This is a genomic window from Comamonas sp. 23 (assembly GCF_049601575.1).
In the GTDB taxonomy this organism is placed as follows: domain Bacteria; phylum Pseudomonadota; class Gammaproteobacteria; order Burkholderiales; family Burkholderiaceae_C; genus Comamonas; species Comamonas squillarum.
The window spans coordinates 555,975-575,333 of the sequence record NZ_CP187127.1 but is presented as its reverse complement, the minus strand read 5'-3'; the positions used below and the strand labels follow the sequence as shown (position 1 = coordinate 575,333).

The following is a 19,359-nucleotide window of genomic DNA, read 5'->3' as shown; positions in this document are numbered from 1 at the left end:
ATCCATCCTATCGGCCGCTGCCTGCGGCGGCAGGGGCTACAAAACCTGGCTCGCCAGGGCCCGGCAGCGCATTGGAGCTGCCATAAATCAGAGACTGCGGGTTGTTCTTGAATGCATCGGCCGTATCGCCCATGCGGCGCGCGGCCGAGCCCACGTCATGCATGGTGCGGCCCATCGCCGGCAAGGTGCTGCGGTTGAAGTTGTCGGCCGCGTCGCTCACCTTCTCGACCGCCTGGCCCATCTGGTCCACCACGCCGCCCTTGGCCGCCAGGCTGCCCACTGCCGTGCTCACGTCATTGGAGGTCTTCTGGATACCCGCCAGCGTCTTGCGCGTATCCTGCGCGATGGCAGGAAGGCTGGCGAGTGCAGGGTCGAGCTTGGTGTCGACCGTCACCATCAGGCGCTTGCTCAGCTGCTCCATGCTCTGCGCTGCCTGGCCCAGGCTCTTCATGCTGTCCACCAGCACCTGCTGGTTGTCCTCGCTGAGCAGGTCGTTGACCTTGCGCGTCGCGTCTTCCACCTGCTGCAAGATGATGGGCCCCTGCTCGGCAATCTGGCCAAACGGCGAGGGCTTGACGCGCAGGCGCGGAATGCCGTCGGGGCCGGGGGGCAGCGGCGTGGTCTCGGTGTTGTCGTCATCGAGCTGGATATGGGCCAGGCCCGTGACACCCTGGTAGCCCAGCATCGCGTAGGTGGTTTGCGTGATGGGCGCTTCCGCGTTGACCGCAATGATGATCAGCACCGTGCCGTCGCGGGCCGGGTCGAACTCTATCTTGGTCACACGGCCCACGGCCACCCCCTTGTAGCGCACCGCCGCCTGCGGCTGCAGGCCGCTGACGGTCTCGCGGGTGGACAGTTCATAGCGGATGTAGTTCGTGTTGTCCCGGCCCATCCACAGGCTCAGGAAGATGACCAGCGCCGTGAGCAAGACCACAAACAATCCAGCCGCCAGTGCGTGTGATTTGTTTTCCATAGCTATTCCTTCACCCCACCAAGCGCCACTGGAGCCATTGCACGGCGTCCACGCTCACCCAGGAAGAAATGTTCAATAAAGGGGTGCTTGAACTGCACCACATCGGCCGGTGTGCCCGAGACAATCACCTTTTTTTCGGCCAGCACCGCCACGCGGGTGGACAGTGCAAACAAGGTATCGAGGTCATGGGTGACCATGACCACGGTCAGCCCCAGCTCGGCATGCAGGTCCTTGAGCAGAGCGCAGAACTCGTCCGAGCTGTTGGGGTCGAGCCCGGCCGTGGGCTCGTCGAGCAGCAAGAGGGGCGGGTCCATGATCAGCGAACGGGCCAGCGCCACGCGCTTGATCATGCCGCCCGACAGGTCAGAGGGCATGCGGGTGGCATGCTCGGGCTTGAGGCCCACCATCTGCAGCTTGACCATCGCCGCATCATGCACCACGGATTTGGGCAGCGTGCCCTGCTCGCTGAGCGGAAACGCGATGTTCTCGAGCACATTGAAGGCCGAGAACAGCGCGCCCTGCTGGAACAGCATGCCGATGCGCGAGGCCGCGCCGCGCAGGCTCAGCTCCTTGACGGGCTGGCCCATCACCAGCACCTCGCCCTTGGCCGGGTGCAGCAGCCCCAGCATCTGGCGCAGCAGCACCGATTTGCCGGTGCCCGAGCCGCCCACCAGGGTCAGGATCTCGCCCCGATAAACCGTAAGGTCCAGGTCCTGGTGGATCGCAAAGGCCCTGTCGCCCTGGCCAAACACGGTCCAGAGCTTGCGGATATCGACCACTTTCTCATCGCTGGTCGGCGCGCTGGGGGGTTGGGAGATGGCATGGCTCATCGCTAGAACCCCACCTTGCGGAACGCGATCGCAAAGATCGCATCGAGCACGATCACGGCCGTGATCGAGATCACCACCGACGAGGTCGTGCCCCGGCCCAGGCTCTGGGTGTTGGGCTCGACCTCCAGCCCCCAGTGGCAGGCAATCAGCGCAATCGCCACCCCAAAGGTGACCGACTTGGCCAGCGCCAGGTAGAGGTTGGCAATATCGACCGCGCCGGGCATGGCCTGCAGAAAATAGGCGGGCGATACGCCCATCGCGGCATCGGCGGCCATCATGCCGCCCACCAACGCACAGACCGTGGTCCACATCGACACCAGTGGCATCGCCAGCGCCAGCGCCAGCGCGCGCGGCATTACCAGGCGGTAGCCCTGCGCAATGCCCATCACCTGCATCGCATCGAGTTCTTCGTTGACGCGCATCACGCCGATCTGTGCGGTAATGGCCGAGCCGGTACGGCCGGCCACCAAGATGGCGCCCAGCAAGGGGCCCAGCTCGCGCACCAGCGAGATGCCCAGAATATTGACGATGAAGGCATCGGCACCGAACTGGCGCAGCTGCAGCGACATCAGGTAGGCGAGCACCACGCCAATCAAAAAGCCCACCAGGGCCGTGATGGGCAGCGCGGTGGCCCCCATCGCATACAGATGGCCCGATACATCGCGCCAGGGGCCGCGCAGCGGGTTCTTGATGAGGCGCAGCACATCGAGCAACAGCTGCCCCACCATCTCGACCATGCTGCGCACATGGGCCATGAAGCCCAGCAGCACCAGGCCCAGCTGGATCAGCCAGCCCCACCAGTTGAGCTTGGTCTCCGGCGGGCAGCCCATCGTCAGCGACGCGACCCGTTCGAGCATCTGGCGCTGCAGCTCGGTGGTGCGCAGCTGCGCGGGCCACTGCTGGCCCCAGTGGTCCCACAGGAGCTGCGCGCCCACATGGTCGAGCCACTGCACCTCACTGAGGTCCCAGCCTTGATCGGCGCTGGGCGCGGCGCCATCGAGCTGGCGGCGCAACTCGCGCCACATCGGGCGTTGGCCCAGCTCTGCCGCACCCCAGCGCCCACGCAGCTGCGCCCAGCGCTGCTTGCCGTCCTGAAGTTGCTGTAGATGAGGGGCTGTATCGTCCATGGGGTCCAAAAACAAAGCGTGTCGCCCTGCGCGCACGCCATTCGCACTATAGCCGGTCTGTCACCCAGGCGCACCCAGCGGGCTGGCGATCACAGCGCGTGCCGCTGTAGGAAGGCATCGCCGAGCCACGCTTGTGCGGCATCTACACCACGCTGGGCGGCCACGGGCAGGCAGTAGGCGCGATGGGTGACAGGGCATTGGTTTTCCCGCTTGGCAAGCCCGGCATACTGCTCACAAACTTGCCGATTCGATGGACCGAGGGAGCCCCATACTCCCAATGAGAAAAAGACCGCACATGCAATCTGGAGACAACACAAGTTTCGACTACATCGTCATCGGGGGAGGCACGGCGGGCGCACTGCTGTGCAACCGCCTCAGCGCCAAAACCCACAACCGGGTGCTGCTGATCGAGGCGGGCCGGCGCGATGACTACCACTGGATCCACATCCCCGTGGGCTACCTGTACTGTATCGGCAACCCGCGCACCGACTGGCTGTACAAGACCGAGCCCGATGCCGGGCTCAACGGGCGCAGCCTGCTCTACCCGCGCGGCAAGACGCTGGGCGGCTGCTCCAGCATCAACGGCATGATCTACATGCGCGGCCAGTCGCGCGACTACGACCACTGGGCCGAGCTGACCGGCGACGCCCGCTGGCGCTGGAACGACACGGTGAACTACTTCAAGCGCCATGAAGACCACTGGCGCCTGGACCAGGAAGGCGAGACCAGCCCCAGCTTTGCGCAGTGGCATGGCAACCGCCGCACCGGCAGCACCGGCGAGTGGCGTGTCGAGAAGCAGCGCCTGCGCTGGGACATTCTGGATGCCTTTGCGCAAGCCGCCCAGCAAGCGGGCATCCCCGCCACCGAGGACTTCAACCGGGGCAGCAACGAAGGGGTGGGCTACTTCGAGGTCAACCAGAAAAGCGGCTGGCGCTGGAACACCGCCAAGGCCTTTTTGCGCCCCACCTGCTACGGCCGCTCCAACTTCGAGATGTGGACCAATGCCCAGGTCTCGCGCCTAGTGCTGGAGCGCCAGGCCGACGGCCAGCTCGCCTGCACCGGGGTGGAGGTCTGGACCGGCACCGAGATGACCATCGTCAAGGCCGACAAGGAGGTGGTACTGAGCGCGGGCGCCATCAACTCGCCACAGATCCTGCAGCTGTCGGGCATCGGGCCCGGCGCCTTGCTGCAGCAGCATGGCATTGCCGTGCAGCATGACCTGCCCGGCGTCGGCGCCAATCTGCAGGACCACCTGCAGATCCGCTCGGTCTTCAAGATAGATGGCGCGCCCACCTTGAACGTGCTGGCCAGCAACCTCTGGGGCAAGGCCCAGATCGGGCTGGAATACCTGCTCAAGCGCAGCGGCCCGATGAGCATGGCGCCTTCGCAACTGGGCGCCTTCACCCGCAGCAGCGCCAGCCAGCCCCACCCCAATATCCAGTACCACGTGCAGCCGCTGTCGCTCGACGCCTTTGGCCAGCCGCTGCACAGCTTTCCTGCCTTCACCGCCAGCGTCTGCAACCTCAACCCCACGAGCCGCGGCACCGTGCAGATCAAGAGCGCGGATTTCCGCACTGCGCCGGCGATCGCACCCAACTACCTGTCCACCGCCGAGGACCGCCAGGTCGCAGCCGACAGCCTGCGCGTGACCCGCCGCATCGCCGCGCAGCCCGCGTTGGCCAAGTACCAGCCGGTAGAGTGGAAGCCCGGCGCGCAGTACCAAAGCGATGAGGATCTGGCGCGCCTAGCCGGCGATATCGCCACCACCATCTTCCACCCGGTGGGCACCACCAAGATGGGCGCGGACCACGACCCAATGGCCGTGCTCGACAGCGAGCTGCGCGTGCGCGGCGTGCGGGGCCTGCGCGTGGTCGATGCTGGCGCCATGCCCACGATCACCAGCGGCAACACCAACTCGCCGACCTTGATGCTGGCCGAGCGGGCCTCGGAGTGGATACGCGCCAGCCATGGGCCATGATGGTGCGCCGCAGAGTTTCAGCGCGGTTACCGCGCCCACCGCACTGACCCTGCCCTCTTCAAGGGCAATCAAGCGCCCAACACGCCCTGAAACGGCAGTTTTGTCTCATTTTTTGCCGTTATGGGGCGGCTGGGCGCAGGAAAGGGGCAGAAATCGGTCGCATCCTGCAATCTGCACCAAATCAGTTACCTTTGGGGTAAATCCCAATGCACCATGCAGGTGCGATGACCTATAGTAGAGGCACTCGAGGCACTGAAACAGTGCTCTGCGAGAGGACCGAGGAGACATCTCTACAATTCGAACATTTATAAAAAGCATCAATAAAAATGAGATGCTCCTTCAAAGCGCCTTCGGGCGCTTTTGTTTTTCTGGCGCCGCATTCGCCGCCGCCCGCCTCCGCACCCGCACCCGCCGGCCAGCCCATCACGGCCTGGCACCACCGCCCCTTCTGTTCCGCTGGCAGCGCTGCATTTAGCGGCCCTGGTACGGTGCTGCACCCCACGCGGCGATGCGACAATCTCGCCCCATGGAATGGATCTTCGTTACCTTCGCGTCGATGTTCGCGGGCTTTGTGGATGCGGTCGTCGGTGGTGGCGGCCTCATTTTGGTGCCCGCGCTGTTTGGCGCTTTCCCCTCTGCGCCGCCGGCCACCTTGCTGGGCACCAACAAGAGCGCCGGCGTCTGGGGCACCTTGATCTCGGCGCGCCAGTACGCCAAGCGGGTGGACATGCGCTGGGCCGCCATTGCACCGGCCGCAGGCGCCGGGTTTGTGGCCTCGCTGCTGGGAGCCTGGGCGGTCACCGTGGTCGACCCCAGCATGCTGCGCAAGGCCTTGCCGGTCATCCTGGTTGCCGTGCTGGCCTACACCTTGTACAAAAAGCAGCTGGGCCAGACCCATGCGCCGCGCTACAGCGGCCGCGCCGAAGCCTGGGTGGCCTCGGCCATTGGGGCCACCATCGGCTTCTACGACGGCTTCTTTGGCCCGGGCACCGGCAGCTTCTTCGTCTTCCTGATGGTGCGCTGGCTGGGCTATGACTTCCTGAATGCCTCGGCCAGCGCCAAGATCCTCAACATCGCCACCAATATCGCGGCGCTGATCCTGTTCACCGCCAAGGGCCATGTCTGGTGGCACTTCGCGATTCCGCTGGCCGCAGCCAACATCCTGGGCAGCATGCTGGGCACCTGGATGGCCTTGAAAAAAGGCTCGGGCTTTGTGCGCGGCATGTTCATCGTCGTCGTGGCGGCACTGATCCTCAAGACCGGCTACGACGCGTTCTTGCGCTAGAAACCGGCACTCAGCGCGAAGGCCGGCCTCGTTATTGCCCCGGCTCGGCGGCCGGCTTGAGCTGGATATCTTCGACCCTGCGCGGCGTGCCCATTGGCGCGCGGCCTTCACCTCGCTGCATTGCGGCCATGTCGGCCTCGCTGGGGTACTCGCCCAGCAGCCAGTAGTCCATGATGCGGCGGGCAATCGGCGCGGCCGAGCCGGCACCAAAACCCGCATTCTCGACAATCACGCCGACGGCGATCTTGGGGTCATCGGCCGGTGCAAAGGCGATGTACAGCGCATGGTCGCGCTGGCGCTCGGCCAGGCGCGCGGCGTTGTACTTTTCCTTCTGGCCGATGCTGATGGCCTGGGCCGTGCCGGTCTTGCCACCGGCCGTGTAGCGGGCCGTGCCAAAGGAGCCGCGCCCGGTGCCGCCCGTCACCACCGACACCATGCCGCGCTTGACGGCCTCGATATTGCTTTGCTTGTAACCCAGGTTCACGGGTGGGGGCTGCTCGATGGGGCGGCGCTCGCCGGTGACCGGGTCGATCAGCGAACGGCCCACATGCGGCACCCGGCTGTTGCCATTGTCCAGGATCGTGGCCAACGCATGGGTCAGCTGCAAGATGGTGAAGTTGTTGTAGCCCTGGCCAATGCCCAGCGAAATGGTCTCGCCCGCATACCAGCGCTTTTGCTCGGGGCGTTTGTAGGTGTCGCGCTTCCAGGTGGTGCTGGGCAGCACGCCGCGCACTTCACCGGGCAGGTCGATGCCGGTGATCTGGCCAAAGCCCAGCGGCTTCATGAAATCATGGATCGCATCGACCCCCATCTCATTGGCCAGCGTGTAGAAGTAGACATTGCTCGAGTGCTGGATCGCGCGGTTCAGATCGACCGGGCCCAGCGCATGGCCGGAGCGGAAGGTGTGGCCGCCAAAGGTCCAGCTTCCGCCGTCCTGGATGATGGTCGAGGGCGTGCGCTTGCCCGTCTCCAGCCCTGCCAGGCCCATGAAGGGCTTGTAGGTGGAGCCGGTGGGGTAGGTGCCGCGCATCGCGCGGTTGAGCAAGGGGCGGTCGATGGATTCGTTCAGCGCCTTCCAGCTTTCCTGGTCAATGCCTTCGACAAAGATATTGGGGTCGTACGTGGGCTTGCTGACCATGGCCAGCAGCTCGCCACTGCGCGGGTCGATCGCCACGGCCACGCCCCGGCGGTCGCCATACAGGTCTTCGACCATCTTCTGCAGCTTGATGTCCACCGACAGCACGACGCTCTCGCCGGGGGTGGCCGGGGAGCTGTCGAGCTTGCGCACCGCATGGCCGCCGGCCGAGGTCTCCATGCGCTCCACGCCGGTGTGGCCATGCAGCTCCTTTTCGTAGCTGGCTTCGACACCGGTCTTGCCGATGTACTCGGTGCCCCGGTAGTTGGCCGCTTCGTCGGAGTCGTCGATGCGCTCCTTCTCGCGCTGGTTGATGCGGCCGATATAGCCGATCAGGTGGGCACCGGTCTCGCCCATCGGGTAGGAGCGAAACAGCCGCGCCTTCACATCCACGCCGGGAAAACGGTAGCGCTGGGCGGCGAACTTGGCCACTTCCTGGTCGGTCAGGCGCGAGCGGATCGGCAGCGAGTCGAAATTGCGCGAATCCTCGCGCAGGCGCTTGAAGCGGCGCCGGTCGCGCGGCGTGATCTCGATCAGCTGGGACAGCGCATCGATGGTCTCTTCCACATCACCGACCTTGTAGGGCGTGATCTCCAGCGTGTAGGCTGAGTAGTTGGTGGCCAGCAGCACGCCATTGCGGTCATAGATCTGGCCCCGGTTGGGCACGATGGGCACCACCGCCGTGCGGTTGCTCTCGGCCTGTGCCAGCAGGTCATCATGGCGTTCGACCTGCAGCACATACAGGCGCGAGAGCAGAATGCCAAAGCACAGCACCACCACCAGACCGATGACGATCACCCGCAGCCGAAAGCGGCTGAACGCGCGGTCTGAATTCTGGATCTCGGTCATGGTCTGCGCAAACGCCCCCGCTTACAAAGGGCGGTTTTCGTCATCGTCGGGCGGCTGGCGCTGGGGCAGCTGCAGCAGCCAGCTCACCAGCGGCCACAGCACCACGCACCACAGGCCGGGCGTCAAAAAGCCCCAGCCCGGAAAACTGCCGCGCAGCAACATGCGCAGCAGCATCAGCACCACGTCGGACGCGAGGAACAGCGGCATCACCTGCACCGCCTGGGCCATCACGCTCAGCCAGGTGATGCGCTGGCGCAGCAGCGCCACGCCATACAGCACGGCCGAATACACCAGCGCATGCAAACCCAGCAGGGACGACTGGTGCACATCCATGCACAGGCCCAGCACAAAGGCCCAGCCCATGCCGATCTTGCCGGGCTCGTGCACGCCCCAGTACACCAGCACCAGCAGCAGCACATCAGGCAGCCACAGCGCGCGGCCCAGCGGCAGCATATTGATCATCAGCCCCAGCACCAGGGTCAGCGCAATAAAGCCCGGGGGGACAGGGAGCAGCAAGGGCTGCCCACGCGGCATGATCATGGCTGCATTCCTGGTGTGGGGTTCATCGTAGCGGGCATCATCCGCGCTTGCCCTTGCGGGGGGTGGAGGCCGGGCCTTCCTGGGTCTTGGTCTCCACCGGCGGGCGCGGAGGCAGCGCGTCTTCGGGCAGCGGGTTGATCACCATCACAAACTGCGTGCCGAACATCTGCGCCAGCGGCTCGCAGTAAACGCGCGAGAAAGGCGAATCGGCACGGCGCTCGATCTTGACGATGCGCGCCACCGGCAGGCCCGGCGCATAGACGCCATCCACACCGCTGGTGGTGAGCAGATCGCCTTCCTGGATATCGGCATTGCTGGGCATGAAGCGCAGCTCCATGCCGCCGCCATAGGCATTGGTCGGGTCGCCATAGGCCACGGCCCGCGCGCCGGTGCGCGGGTTGAGCACGGGGATGGCCTGCTCCCGGTCGGTGAGCAAGGTCACCTCGGCCGACATCGGAAACACCCGGGTCACCTGGCCGAGCACGCCCATCTCGTCCATCACCGGCGAGCCGCGCGCAATGCCGGCGACCTCGCCCTTGTCGATCACGACGCGGCGGTTGAAGGCGTCCGCCGTCTCGTACACCACCTGGGCAGCGCGCCCCTCGGTCTTGAGGCGGGGCACCAGGTTGAGCAGCTGGCGCAGGCGCTGGTTCTCGTGGTCCAGGGTCTCGACCAGGTTGGCGCGATGCGTCAGCGCGATGGCGTTTTTCTCGGCCACTATGGCCGCTGCCTGCGCGGTGTGCAGGTCTTCAAAATACCTGGCGCCGCCCTGGGCCAGCAACACCGGCTGCAGCATCACCCACTGCATCGGGAACAGCACCGTGGCGACGGCCTTGCGCAGCGGCTCGGTGAGCTTGAAGCGCACGTCGGCCACCATCAGGAACACGGCCAGCGCCACGCACAGCGCCAGGCGCACATTGGCGCTGGGCCCCTGGGGTCGGAAGGTCGGTATACCGCCGGAGAAGACGTTGCGTGCCATGCGGTGGCCTCAGCAGAACCGGGCCCTGCGCGCTGCGCCTGTTCCGGGCGCGTGCCGCCCCGCCGCTCGGCGGTCTGCACGGTGGACAAGGGACATGAGCAGGGACATCAGAGAAAAGCGAAAAAGCAGAAGCGGGCGCATGGCGGCGGCGGGCCCATCAGCCAGACCTTGTGCACACTGCCAGTGGCAAGCGGGCCACAAAACGCAATGGCGGGCCGGCAGCGGGCTATGGGTTGCATAGTCGCTGACGCTCGCCATTATTGCGTATCCGCGCGGAGGGCGCCCGGGTTATTCGCTGGTGAAGATGGTCACGCCCTTGCGGTCGAGCGTATCGAGGGCGATACCGCAGCCGCGCACCACGCAGGTCAGTGGCTCCTCGGCCACCAGCACCGGCAGGCCGGTTTCCTCGGCCAGCAGGCGGTCCAGGTCGCGCAGCAAGGCGCCGCCACCGGTCAGCATCATGCCGCGGTCGGCAATATCGGCCCCCAGCTCGGGCGGCGTTTGCTCCAGCGCGTTCTTCACGGCAGAGACGATTTGGTTCAGCGGCTCGGTCAGGGCTTCCAGCACCTCGTTGGAGCTGATGGTGAAGCTGCGCGGCACGCCTTCGGAGAGGTTGCGGCCCTTGACTTCGATTTCCTTGACTTCGGAGCCCGGGAACGCCGAACCAATGCTCTTCTTGATCAGCTCGGCCGTGGGCTCGCCGATCATCATGCCGTAGTTGCGGCGGATGTAGTTGATGATGGATTCGTCGAACTTGTCACCGCCCACGCGCACACTGCCCTTGTAGACCATGCCGCCCAGCGAGATCACGCCCACTTCGGTGGTACCGCCACCAATGTCGACCACCATCGAGCCCGAGGCCTCGGACACCGGCAGGCCGGCACCGATACCGGCAGCCATCGGCTCTTCGATCAGCTCCACCTGGGTGGCGCCAGCCTTGAGCGCAGCATCCTTGATCGCGCGGCGCTCGACCTGGGTCGAGCCGCAGGGCACGCAGATGATGATGCGCGGGCTGGGCGAGAGCAAGGTGCGGGGGTGCACCATCTTGATGAACTGCTTGATCATCTGCTCGGTGATCAGGAAGTCGGCAATCACACCGTCCTTCATCGGGCGGATGGCTTCGATATTGCCGGGCACCTTGCCCAGCATGGCCTTGGCTTCGCGGCCTACGGCCTGGATGACCTTGCGGCCATGGGTGCCACCTTCATGGCGAATCGCAACTACGGAGGGCTCATCGAGCACAATCCCTTTGTCGCGTGCAAAAATCAAGGTGTTGGCCGTGCCCAGGTCGATGGCCAGGTCGGTGGAAAAGTAGCGACGGAACGCTCCGAACATGCAAGTTTCCTCTAGGGCATGGAACGCGCTTCGGCGCTCCATCGCCCTTCATTGGTGTGTGGTGAGATGACAGAAGGGTTTTTGATGCGCAATGACCGACGTTGCCGCGTTATTGCGTCAAAGACGGGATAATACCCCATCCCCTGTGAATAACTTACAGGGCAACGCTTTCCGGCCCCGTTTTTTTACGACTGGTTTACATACGACTATCTATGGCCCTGACAAAAGATGACATTGCCCGCATCGCCAACCTGGCGCGGCTCGAATTATCCGGCCCCGAGAGTGAGCGCATGCTCTCGCAGATGAATAACTTTTTCGGCATTGTGGAGAAGATGCAGGCTGTGGATACCTCCGGTGTCATGCCCCTGTCACACCCCGTGGCCGCGATCCAGGAAATCAGCCTGCGCCTGCGCGATGACGTCATCAGCGAACCCAATAACCGGGAGGCCAACCAGCGCAGTGCCCCTGCCGTGGAAAAAGGCTATTTCCTGGTGCCCAAGGTGATTGAGTAATTCACAGCATCTTCAGGCCTGGCGGGCCGGGCAAACACCGGCCCCCGGCCGGGGTGGCAGCCAGGCTTGCAGCCCGCCCCTGAGACCGGCGCCCCGCGCCCCTTCCCATTCACCGAGATCGCCAAGATCGCGAGATTTGCATGAGCATCCCTACCGAATTGCATGACTTGAGCGTGGCCCAGCTGGCTGCCAAGCTCAAAAGCCGCGAAGTGTCCTCCGTCGAGGCCGCCCAGCACTTTCTGGCCCGCGCCAAGACCCACCAGGATCTGGGTGCCTACATCCACATCAATGAAGACGTGACGCTGGCCCAGGCCCGCGCTGCCGATGCCGCCATTGCAGCGGGCACGGCCGGCAAGCTCGCCGGTGTGCCGATGGGCCACAAGGACCTGTTCGTCACCCAGGACTTCCCCACCACCGCGGGCAGCAAGATGCTGGCCGGCTACCAGTCGCCGTTTGACGCCACCATGGTGACCAAGCTGGCAGCTGCTGGCGCGGTCACGCTGGGCAAGCTGAACATGGACGAGTTCGCCATGGGCTCGGCCAACGAGAACAGCGCCATCAGCCCGGTGCGCAACCCCTGGGACACCAGCCGGGTTCCCGGCGGCTCGTCCGGCGGCTCGGCAGCAGCGGTGGCCGCGCGCCTGGCGCCTGCGGCGACCGGCAGCGATACCGGCGGCTCGATCCGCCAGCCTGCGTCGTTCTGCGGCATCACCGGCATCAAGCCCACCTATGGGCGCGCCAGCCGCTACGGCATGATCGCCTTCGCCTCCAGCCTGGACCAGGCCGGCCCGATGGCGCGCACCGCCGAAGACTGCGCGCTGCTGCTGAGCGAAATGTGCGGCCCCGACCTGGACCGAGACTCCACGAGCCTGGACCACCCGGCCGAAGACTTCACGCTGCACCTCAACGACTCGCTGGCCGGCCTGCGCATTGGCGTGCCCGCCGAGTTCTTTGGCGATGGCCTGAGCAGCGATGTGCGCGCCGCCGTCGATGCGGCTTTGAAGGAGTACGAAAAGCTGGGCGCCAAGCTGGTGCCCATCAGCCTGCCGCGCACCGAGCTGTCCATCCCCGTCTACTACATCATCGCCCCGGCCGAGGCCTCGTCCAACCTCTCGCGCTTTGATGGCGTGAAGTTTGGCCACCGCGCCAAGGACTACAGCGACCTGGTGGACATGTACAAGAAGACCCGCGCCGAAGGCTTTGGCGACGAGGTCAAGCGCCGCATCATGACCGGTGCCTATGTGCTCTCGCACGGCTACTACGACGCCTACTACCTGCAGGCGCAAAAGATCCGCCGCATGATTGCCGACGACTTCCAGACCGCCTTCCAGGACTGCGACCTGATCGCCGGCCCCGCTGCGCCCACCGTGGCCTGGGCACTGGGCGGCAAGAGCGACCCGCTTGCCAACTACCTGGCCGACATCTACACGCTGCCCGCGTCGCTGGCCGGCCTGCCTGGCCTGAGCGTTCCCGCCGGCTTTGGCGAAGGCGGCATGCCCGTGGGGCTGCAGCTGATCGGCAACTATTTTGGTGAAGCCAAGCTCCTGAACGCCGCCCACCAGCTGCAGCAAGCCACCGACCACCACCTGCGCCAGCCAACCGGCATCGCGAAGTAACGCAGGGAGGAAAACAGAACATGACCGAAACAAGCATCAAGCTCATCAACGGCTACGAAGTGGTGATTGGCTTTGAAACCCACACCCAGCTGGCCGCCAACAGCAAGATCTTCAGCCGCGCCAGCACCGCCTTTGGCGCCGAGCCCAACACCCAGGCCTGCGCCGTAGACCTGGCCCTGCCCGGCACCCTGCCGGTGATGAACAAGAAGGCCGTCGAATGCGCCATCAAGCTCGGCCTGGCGCTGGGCAGCACGATTGCGCCCGTCAGCATCTTTGCACGCAAGAACTACTTCTACCCCGACCTGCCCAAGGGCTACCAGATCTCGCAGTTCGAGATCCCGGTGGTGCAAGGCGGTGAGGTGAGCTTCTTTGTCGGCGACCAGAAAAAGACCGTGCGCCTGGTGCGCGCCCACCTCGAAGAAGACGCGGGCAAATCGGTGCACGACGAGTTCATCGGCCAATCGGGTATTGATCTGAACCGCGCCGGCACGCCGCTGCTGGAGATCGTCACCGAGCCCGACATGGGCAGCACCGCCGAGGCCGTGGCCTACGCCAAGGAACTGCACAAGATCGTCACCTGGATCGGCATCTGCGACGGCAATATGCAGGAAGGCTCGTTCCGCTGCGATGCCAACGTGTCCGTGCGCAAGCCCGGCCAGCCGCTGGGCACCCGCCGCGAGATCAAGAACCTGAACTCGTTCAAGAACATGCAGATCGCCATCGATTACGAAATCCGCTGGCAGATCGAAGAGATCGAAGATGGCCGCGCGATCCAGCAGGCCACCGTGCTGTTCAACCCCGACACCGGCGAGACCCGCGCGATGCGCACCAAGGAAGACGCGGCCGACTACCGCTACTTCCCCGATCCGGACCTGCCGCCGCTGGTGGTCGCCGACAGCTGGGTGCAGGCCGTCAAGGCCGAGATGCCCGAGCTGCCGCGCCAGCGCGCCGACCGCTTTGTGGCCGACTACGGCCTGCCCGAGTACGACGCCACCACCCTGACCCAAAGCCAGGCCATGGCCGACTACTTTGAAGCCGCTGCCAAGGCCAGCGGCCAGCCCAAGCTGGCCAGCAACTGGGTGATGGGTGAGATCTCGCGCCGCCTGAACATGGAAGAGATCGGCATGGACCAGGTCAAGGTCAGCGCCGCGCAGCTGGGCACCTTGATCGACCGCATCCACGGCAATGTCATCAGCAACAACAGCGCCAAGCAGGTGTTTGAAGCGCTGTGGAGCGGCGAAGGCACCGACGTCGACGCTGTCATCGACGCCAAGGACTTGAAGCAATCCAACGACACCGGCGCGCTCGAAGCCATCATCGACGAGGTGATCGCCGCCAACCCCGGCAATGTCGAGCAGTACAAGGCCGGCAAGGACAAGGCCTTCAACGCACTGGTCGGCCAGGTGATGAAGGCTTCCAAGGGCAAGGCCAACCCGGGCCAGGTCAATGAGCTGTTGAAGGCCAAGCTGGCCTGATCTCCCCGCCACCGCTGACAGCAAGAAGCCTCCAGCAATGGAGGCTTTTTTACGGGCTTGCCAGGCATGCACCCTGGCTGACCCTCCTGGTTATCGCGCGGTGGCGACTACCAGTTGCTCAGGCCAACGCGGCCTTCAGCGCTGCTGCTGGGAGCGGTCTTGCTGACCAGGCTGCTTGTGCTGCGGCGACTGCTGCTGGTGTTGCTGCTCTTTGGGCGAGCCGGGCTTTTGGCCCGATTGCTGCTGGTTCACCTGGTTGGGATTGCGTTGGCTGTTTGGCTGATTCATAGCGTTAGCTCCTTCAAGATGATGACCGGGCGACATGCCCTGCCATGGCTCTATGGTCGCGCTGCAGCCGAACGGCCGGTGTAGGAATTGACGCGCCGCCTGCATCGAGACGTTTCTCGGTGCACATTTTGCAAAGCCGCTTGGTGCATTCCAGGCGGTAAGCAACGCAGGGCCGCCTACATTCGTTTTCCGTCCTTCACAGAAATACAAGCGAGGCTTTACTCCCAGCGGTCGGCCATATCTTCGGTATAGCCCATCACCAGGATGCGCTGGGTTTGCAGCAGCGCTGGCAAGGCTTGCCAGCCCGCATGGGCCAGCAGCGCCTCATCACCCGTGGCATACAGCGCCCGCAAATCCTCCACCAGCGCCTGGGCCTGCACGGCACCGGGCGGCTGCACGCGAGCCAGTGCCATCCAGGCGGCGCCCATGGCCAACAGCTGGTAGCCATGCTGCTCGGCCAGATGCTGGTGGATGGCGTGGTTTTGAAAGCTGTCCCAGTCTGCGCTGAAATAGCCATTGGGTTGGCCAGCAATCAGCGGATCGCCTTGGGCCAACGGCAGGCGCTGGATATAGACGACGTCATCGAGCAGCAGATCAGGCGCGCGATTCGCGGCCAGCAGTGCGTCGAGATCGCTGGCGCTTACCGCCAGGCTGCCGCAGACATCGGCCCAGCGTTGCGGGCCCTGGCGCAGCTGGCGCGCGCGGTGCTGCAGCGCCTGCAGATCCCAGGCCGCCTCCTGCACTGGGTCGTCCCAGTCCATATCCGGCGGGCTGGCCAGGTAGAGCCGGTCATCCTGGCTGGCATGGCCGCTGGTGTAGCTGCCCTGCTGGATATCGTCCAAGGTGCACAGATAGCGGTGCGCGGGGTCTGCGGCGCGCAGCGCTTCGACATGCGCCAGCAAGGCGGTCAGGCTGCCAACTTCTTCGATCCATTGGTAGGCAAAGCTGTAGTTGGTGCGGGGGTACGGCGGGCTGGGCTGCGCGAAGAATCCGGTGTTCATGGAGGTCTGCTGGCTGGGGGATGGAGAGCGCCAGTATCACCGCGCATGCCCTGCCGCGCCCACAAAAAAGCCCGCATCGTGCGGGCTTTGGCGCAGGGTTCAGAAGATCAGCACATCTGTGCGTTGTCCGGCGTCTTGGGCTCGGTGCCCAGTTGGCGCCGGTTGCACTTGCACTGCTGCTGCGAGTACTTGGCCTCGCGCAACGGCTGGCCCTGTTGCAGCGGCCAAGGCTGCTGCTTGGTCATCGGCAATGGCAGTTGTTGCATGGGGTGCTCCGTGTGGTCTTCGTGGGCCGCGCTGTCGCAGCCTACTTCTGCGAGGACTGCTTGCGGTCCTGCTGGCCCGGTTGCTGCTGCTTCGGGGATTGCTGCTGTTGCTGCTGCTCCTTTTTCTGGGCAGGGTGCTGTCCGGACTGTTGGTGGTTCTGCTGGTTCATGGCGTTTACTCCTTCAGTGTCAGGTTGGCGGCAGGGACAAACGCCTGCCGTAAGGACATGGTGCCGCTGCAGGGTGGCGCTGGCTGTAGGAGTTTTGGAGATTCGTTTGGCTTTACGTAAACAGGCCGGTGGATTTGCAAAATTTCTTTACAAAACAGCGCTGTAGGCCAGCCAATAACTATCGGATGGCCCTGCACTTTTATCGTCCACTATCCACGTTGACAATGGGCCGCCCGGGCCGCGTGTGCTTGCCTTTGAACAGGTTCTTAGGCCTCAGTCCTCGCTGGGTTGCTCGAGGCGCTTTTGGGGCTGAAAGTCGACCAAGGTCTGGCCCTCGTTGTCGATCACCAGGGCTGGCAGGTTCAAGCCGGTGCTCAGGTAAAAACCGCCGGGCCAGGCCTGGGCCGCCAGGTGCTCGCCGTCAAACAGCAACTGCGGCATCTCGCGCGTGGACTTGCGCCACACCACTTGCAGGCTGTGCGCATCGACGATCTGCAGCACCACCTCGGCGGCGGTGGTAGGGGTCTCGTCGTAGCGCATCAGCACACGGTCCGCATTGCGGGCCAGCACCTCGCCGCTGAACTGCACCGGTACGCTGGCCACCGCGGCAATCTGGGTAATGCCCGCGTCGCGCAGCGCCTGGCGGCTGACGACAAAACCATCGCTGACCGGCTGGTAGAGCTTGGGGGCGGCGCGCACCTGCTTGTCGGCGCTGGAGTGCACGCTCAGCCGTGGCCAGCGCTCAAACTCGCCTGGCCTAACTTTTTGCGCAAACTGCAGCAAGATCATCGGCATGCCGTACTGGGCCACGTCGGTGTCAAAGTCGGCATAGTCGATGCGCGAGGCCGTCTGCGGGTACTGTGCCCAGGGGCGCTGCTGCCAGCGCTGCAGCCGCTCGGCCCAGGGGTAGAGCTCGCCACTGGCCCAGTACAGCGCATAGCGGTCGCCGGTATTGCTGGTCACATCCAAGAGGCCCGGCTCGCGCAGCTCGCCAAACGCATATTTGGACACGCCTGTGCCCAGCTCGGCCGCAAAGCGCTGGCGCAGCGCGGCATCCATCGGCGCAAACGCGGTCTGCGCCGGCTCGCGCAGCCACCAGTGCCGGTCATTGAGCAGCAGCGACAGCTGGCCATGGGCCTCGCTGCGCAAGCGCGCCGGCTGGCGCAGCTGGGCGCGCGGCAGCACAATGCGCTGGGGCTCGCCCAGCAGCTGCTTGGCCTGCAGGTCGTTGTCCAGCAGCACAAACACATCGTCCTGCGCGGTGCTGTGCTTCATCACCCGCAGCATGCGCAGGCTGCCGTCCTCCCCTTGGTAGATGGCCGAGGCGGCCACATCGCCCAGCTCCTCGGCCTTGTCTGCACCCGATTGCAGCAGCTTGACCGTCGCGGGCACCAGCAGCGGCAGCACAAAAAAGAACAGAAAGCCCAGGCCCATCGGAAGATAAAAACGCCGAGGAATGCTCACTGCGCAGCTCCTGCGGCCGCAGCCCCAAAGTCCTGCAGCACCTCGCCGTCATCGCCAATCAGCAGCGCGGGCTGGCGCATGTCGTTGAGCAGCAAAAAGCCGGCGCTGACGGCCTGGCCGGTGACATACATGCCGCCTTCGCGCTGGCCCAGTGCGGGCAACTGGTCGATGGTGCGGCTCCACACCACCTGCTCGCTGGCCTTGTCCAGCAGCTGGATCACGCGCCCCTCCTGCCGCAGCGGCGTGGGGTTGTAGGCCAGCAGCAGGCGGCGCGCGTTCTCGGCCATCACATCGGCATGGAAGCGCGGCACCGCCGGCTGCACCACCTTGATGCGCAGCAGGCCCCGGTCCTTGGTGGCATAGGGGCGGGTCGAGAAGCCATCGCCAATGGCCACATAGCTGCGCGGCGATGTCTGCACCTCGCGGCTGTCGCTGGGCTGCAGGTCGTAATAGCCAAAGTAGGCGGGCTGGCCGGGCTCGTGCCGCCACCAGGACTGCACCAGCACGGCGCGGTTCTCCTCGCCGGTCGGGCGGGGCAGCGATTCATAGCGGTAGAAGGCGATCTCCTGGCGGTAGCCGGCCTGGGCCTTTTCGTAGAGGCTGCTGCTGTCGGCCGCCGGCCAGATCTGGCCGATCAGCCAGTACACCAGGTATTTGCTGCCGCTGCGGCTGGTGACCTCCAGGCTGTCGGGCCGGTCGCGGCCCTTGGGCGCTACGCCCACGATGCCCTCGCCCAGCTGCGCGGCAAATTTCTCACTGAGCTGGGGCAGCAGATCGACAAAGCGCAGGCTCGCCAGATCCAGCCGCCAAAAGCCGCGTTCCCGCAAAAACAGGTAGAGCTGGCCGTCCGAGAAAAACTGCAGCTCGGCCCGCCCGGAGCTGCCGGCCCAGGGCATGGCCATGCGCTGGGGCTCGCCCAGGCTGGCGCCGGTGGCCGCATCACGGACCAGCACGCGGTAGACCACATCGCCCTGCTCGCGGTTTTCAAACAGCTGCACGAGCAAGCGCTGGCCGTTGCGCTCGATCAGCGTCGTCGCCTCACTGCGGCCCAGTGCCAGCTGCGGTGCCTTGTCTTGCCAGGCAGTGGGCAGCTTCAGCTGGAGCCCGGGTTGCAGCCGGGGCAGCCACCAGGGGATGGACACCAGCATGGCCAGCGCCACCGCCAGCCAGGGCAGGTGCTGGCGCAACCGCGCCCCGTTTGGCGCCCCTGGCGCGGCCTGACCAGCCGCGAAGGACTGGCCCTGCAGCTGCTCCAGCCGGAACTGCGCGCCGCACTGCAGGCAGGCAAAGCGGTCGCGCGCACCTGCGCTGCGGCAGTTCGCTGCGCCGCAGCGCGGGCAATACGGGGATGACAGAGAGGACGACGGGGGCCAGACGGGCATAAGCCAGCGATGATAAACCGAGGGCACAGAAGTGGAGGCAGCCGCTTTGCAAACGAAGCTGGGCGCCGCTGGGGCGGCGACTCCCAGGTGTCAGCCATGCGGCGCGGCTTGGCGGCCCAGCCGCTAATATCCAAGGTTTTGAACCTGCTGCGCC

At 65.2% G+C, this 19,359-nt stretch carries 18 protein-coding genes; 5 read left to right on the top strand and 13 right to left on the bottom strand.

All coding sequences use genetic code 11. The features are described 5' to 3' along the window. Positions 1–7 precede the first annotated feature (7 nt). The 3 genes from ACPEE1_RS02430 to ACPEE1_RS02420 are packed head-to-tail and all read right to left on the bottom strand — an operon-like array spanning position 8 to position 2,930. Positions 8–973 (bottom strand): MlaD family protein, encoded by a 966-nt coding sequence (locus ACPEE1_RS02430; protein ID WP_182344031.1) that lies wholly within the window; start codon positions 971–973, stop codon positions 8–10. Positions 974–975: 2 nt separating this feature from the next. Next, entirely contained in the window at positions 976–1,803 is an 828-nt protein-coding gene (locus tag ACPEE1_RS02425) for an ABC transporter ATP-binding protein (protein ID WP_116926804.1), read from the bottom strand. Positions 1,804–1,805: 2 nt separating this feature from the next. After that, the gene (locus ACPEE1_RS02420) at positions 1,806–2,930 is read right to left on the bottom strand and encodes an MlaE family ABC transporter permease (RefSeq protein WP_423935082.1); all 1,125 of its coding nucleotides are present in this window, start codon (positions 2,928–2,930) and stop codon (positions 1,806–1,808) included. Positions 2,931–3,225: 295 nt separating this feature from the next. Here ACPEE1_RS02420 and ACPEE1_RS02415 point away from each other — a divergent pair, with 295 nt between their 5' ends. Together ACPEE1_RS02415 and ACPEE1_RS02410 are read left to right on the top strand one after the other, a co-directional pair. Next, on the top strand, positions 3,226–4,908 hold the full coding sequence (locus ACPEE1_RS02415; protein WP_423935080.1) for a GMC family oxidoreductase: 1,683 nt from the start codon (positions 3,226–3,228) through the stop codon (positions 4,906–4,908). Positions 4,909–5,434: 526 nt separating this feature from the next. After that, the gene (locus ACPEE1_RS02410; protein ID WP_116926801.1) at positions 5,435–6,193 is read left to right on the top strand and encodes a sulfite exporter TauE/SafE family protein; all 759 of its coding nucleotides are present in this window, start codon (positions 5,435–5,437) and stop codon (positions 6,191–6,193) included. 31 nt (positions 6,194–6,224) lie between these two features. Here the strand turns inward: ACPEE1_RS02410 and mrdA are convergent, their stop codons facing one another. From mrdA to ACPEE1_RS02390, 4 genes are all read right to left on the bottom strand, one after another. After that, on the bottom strand, positions 6,225–8,177 hold the full coding sequence (gene mrdA / locus ACPEE1_RS02405; RefSeq protein ID WP_116926800.1) for a penicillin-binding protein 2: 1,953 nt from the start codon (positions 8,175–8,177) through the stop codon (positions 6,225–6,227). Between the two features lie 21 nt (positions 8,178–8,198). Next, positions 8,199–8,717 carry a rod shape-determining protein MreD gene (gene mreD, locus ACPEE1_RS02400; protein ID WP_116926799.1) on the bottom strand — a complete coding sequence of 173 codons (519 nt, stop codon included), beginning with the start codon at positions 8,715–8,717 and terminating at the stop codon, positions 8,199–8,201. Between the two features lie 37 nt (positions 8,718–8,754). Continuing rightward, a complete protein-coding gene (gene mreC, locus ACPEE1_RS02395; protein ID WP_116926798.1) occupies positions 8,755–9,696 on the bottom strand; it encodes a rod shape-determining protein MreC in 942 nt (313 codons plus the stop codon). Between the two features lie 288 nt (positions 9,697–9,984). After that, positions 9,985–11,031 carry a rod shape-determining protein gene (locus tag ACPEE1_RS02390; protein ID WP_021026802.1) on the bottom strand — a complete coding sequence of 349 codons (1,047 nt, stop codon included), beginning with the start codon at positions 11,029–11,031 and terminating at the stop codon, positions 9,985–9,987. A gap of 212 nt (positions 11,032–11,243) precedes the next feature. Here ACPEE1_RS02390 and gatC point away from each other — a divergent pair, with 212 nt between their 5' ends. The 3 genes from gatC (at position 11,244) to gatB (ending at position 14,634) form a co-directional block, all read left to right on the top strand. After that, on the top strand, positions 11,244–11,543 hold the full coding sequence (gatC, locus tag ACPEE1_RS02385; RefSeq protein ID WP_423935076.1) for an Asp-tRNA(Asn)/Glu-tRNA(Gln) amidotransferase subunit GatC: 300 nt from the start codon (positions 11,244–11,246) through the stop codon (positions 11,541–11,543). 140 nt (positions 11,544–11,683) lie between these two features. Then, positions 11,684–13,159 (top strand): Asp-tRNA(Asn)/Glu-tRNA(Gln) amidotransferase subunit GatA, encoded by a 1,476-nt coding sequence (gatA, locus tag ACPEE1_RS02380; protein ID WP_116926796.1) that lies wholly within the window; start codon positions 11,684–11,686, stop codon positions 13,157–13,159. A gap of 20 nt (positions 13,160–13,179) precedes the next feature. After that, positions 13,180–14,634 carry an Asp-tRNA(Asn)/Glu-tRNA(Gln) amidotransferase subunit GatB gene (gene gatB, locus ACPEE1_RS02375; RefSeq protein ID WP_116926795.1) on the top strand — a complete coding sequence of 485 codons (1,455 nt, stop codon included), beginning with the start codon at positions 13,180–13,182 and terminating at the stop codon, positions 14,632–14,634. A 135-nt stretch (positions 14,635–14,769) separates the two neighbouring features. On the opposite strand, the gene ACPEE1_RS02370 is transcribed toward gatB, so the two are convergent. The 6 genes from ACPEE1_RS02370 to ACPEE1_RS02345 all read right to left on the bottom strand — a co-directional run bounded on the left by ACPEE1_RS02370 (position 14,770) and on the right by ACPEE1_RS02345 (position 19,205). Further along, positions 14,770–14,922 carry a transcription initiation factor TFIID subunit D10 gene (locus ACPEE1_RS02370; RefSeq protein WP_116926794.1) on the bottom strand — a complete coding sequence of 51 codons (153 nt, stop codon included), beginning with the start codon at positions 14,920–14,922 and terminating at the stop codon, positions 14,770–14,772. Between the two features lie 218 nt (positions 14,923–15,140). After that, positions 15,141–15,923 carry a hypothetical protein gene (locus ACPEE1_RS02365; RefSeq protein WP_116926793.1) on the bottom strand — a complete coding sequence of 261 codons (783 nt, stop codon included), beginning with the start codon at positions 15,921–15,923 and terminating at the stop codon, positions 15,141–15,143. Between the two features lie 107 nt (positions 15,924–16,030). Beyond that, on the bottom strand, positions 16,031–16,189 hold the full coding sequence (locus ACPEE1_RS02360; protein WP_165841215.1) for a hypothetical protein: 159 nt from the start codon (positions 16,187–16,189) through the stop codon (positions 16,031–16,033). Between the two features lie 41 nt (positions 16,190–16,230). Continuing rightward, positions 16,231–16,359: a transcription initiation factor TFIID subunit D10 gene (locus tag ACPEE1_RS02355; protein ID WP_116926792.1), complete on the bottom strand. Its 129-nt coding sequence runs from the start codon at positions 16,357–16,359 to the stop codon at positions 16,231–16,233. 273 nt (positions 16,360–16,632) lie between these two features. Next, positions 16,633–17,823 carry a hypothetical protein gene (locus ACPEE1_RS02350; RefSeq protein ID WP_133248183.1) on the bottom strand — a complete coding sequence of 397 codons (1,191 nt, stop codon included), beginning with the start codon at positions 17,821–17,823 and terminating at the stop codon, positions 16,633–16,635. Then, the gene (locus tag ACPEE1_RS02345) at positions 17,820–19,205 is read right to left on the bottom strand and encodes a hypothetical protein (protein WP_423935073.1); all 1,386 of its coding nucleotides are present in this window, start codon (positions 19,203–19,205) and stop codon (positions 17,820–17,822) included. Before ACPEE1_RS02345 ends, ACPEE1_RS02350 begins: the two co-directional genes overlap by 4 nt. Between the last annotated feature and the right edge of the window lie 154 nt (positions 19,206–19,359).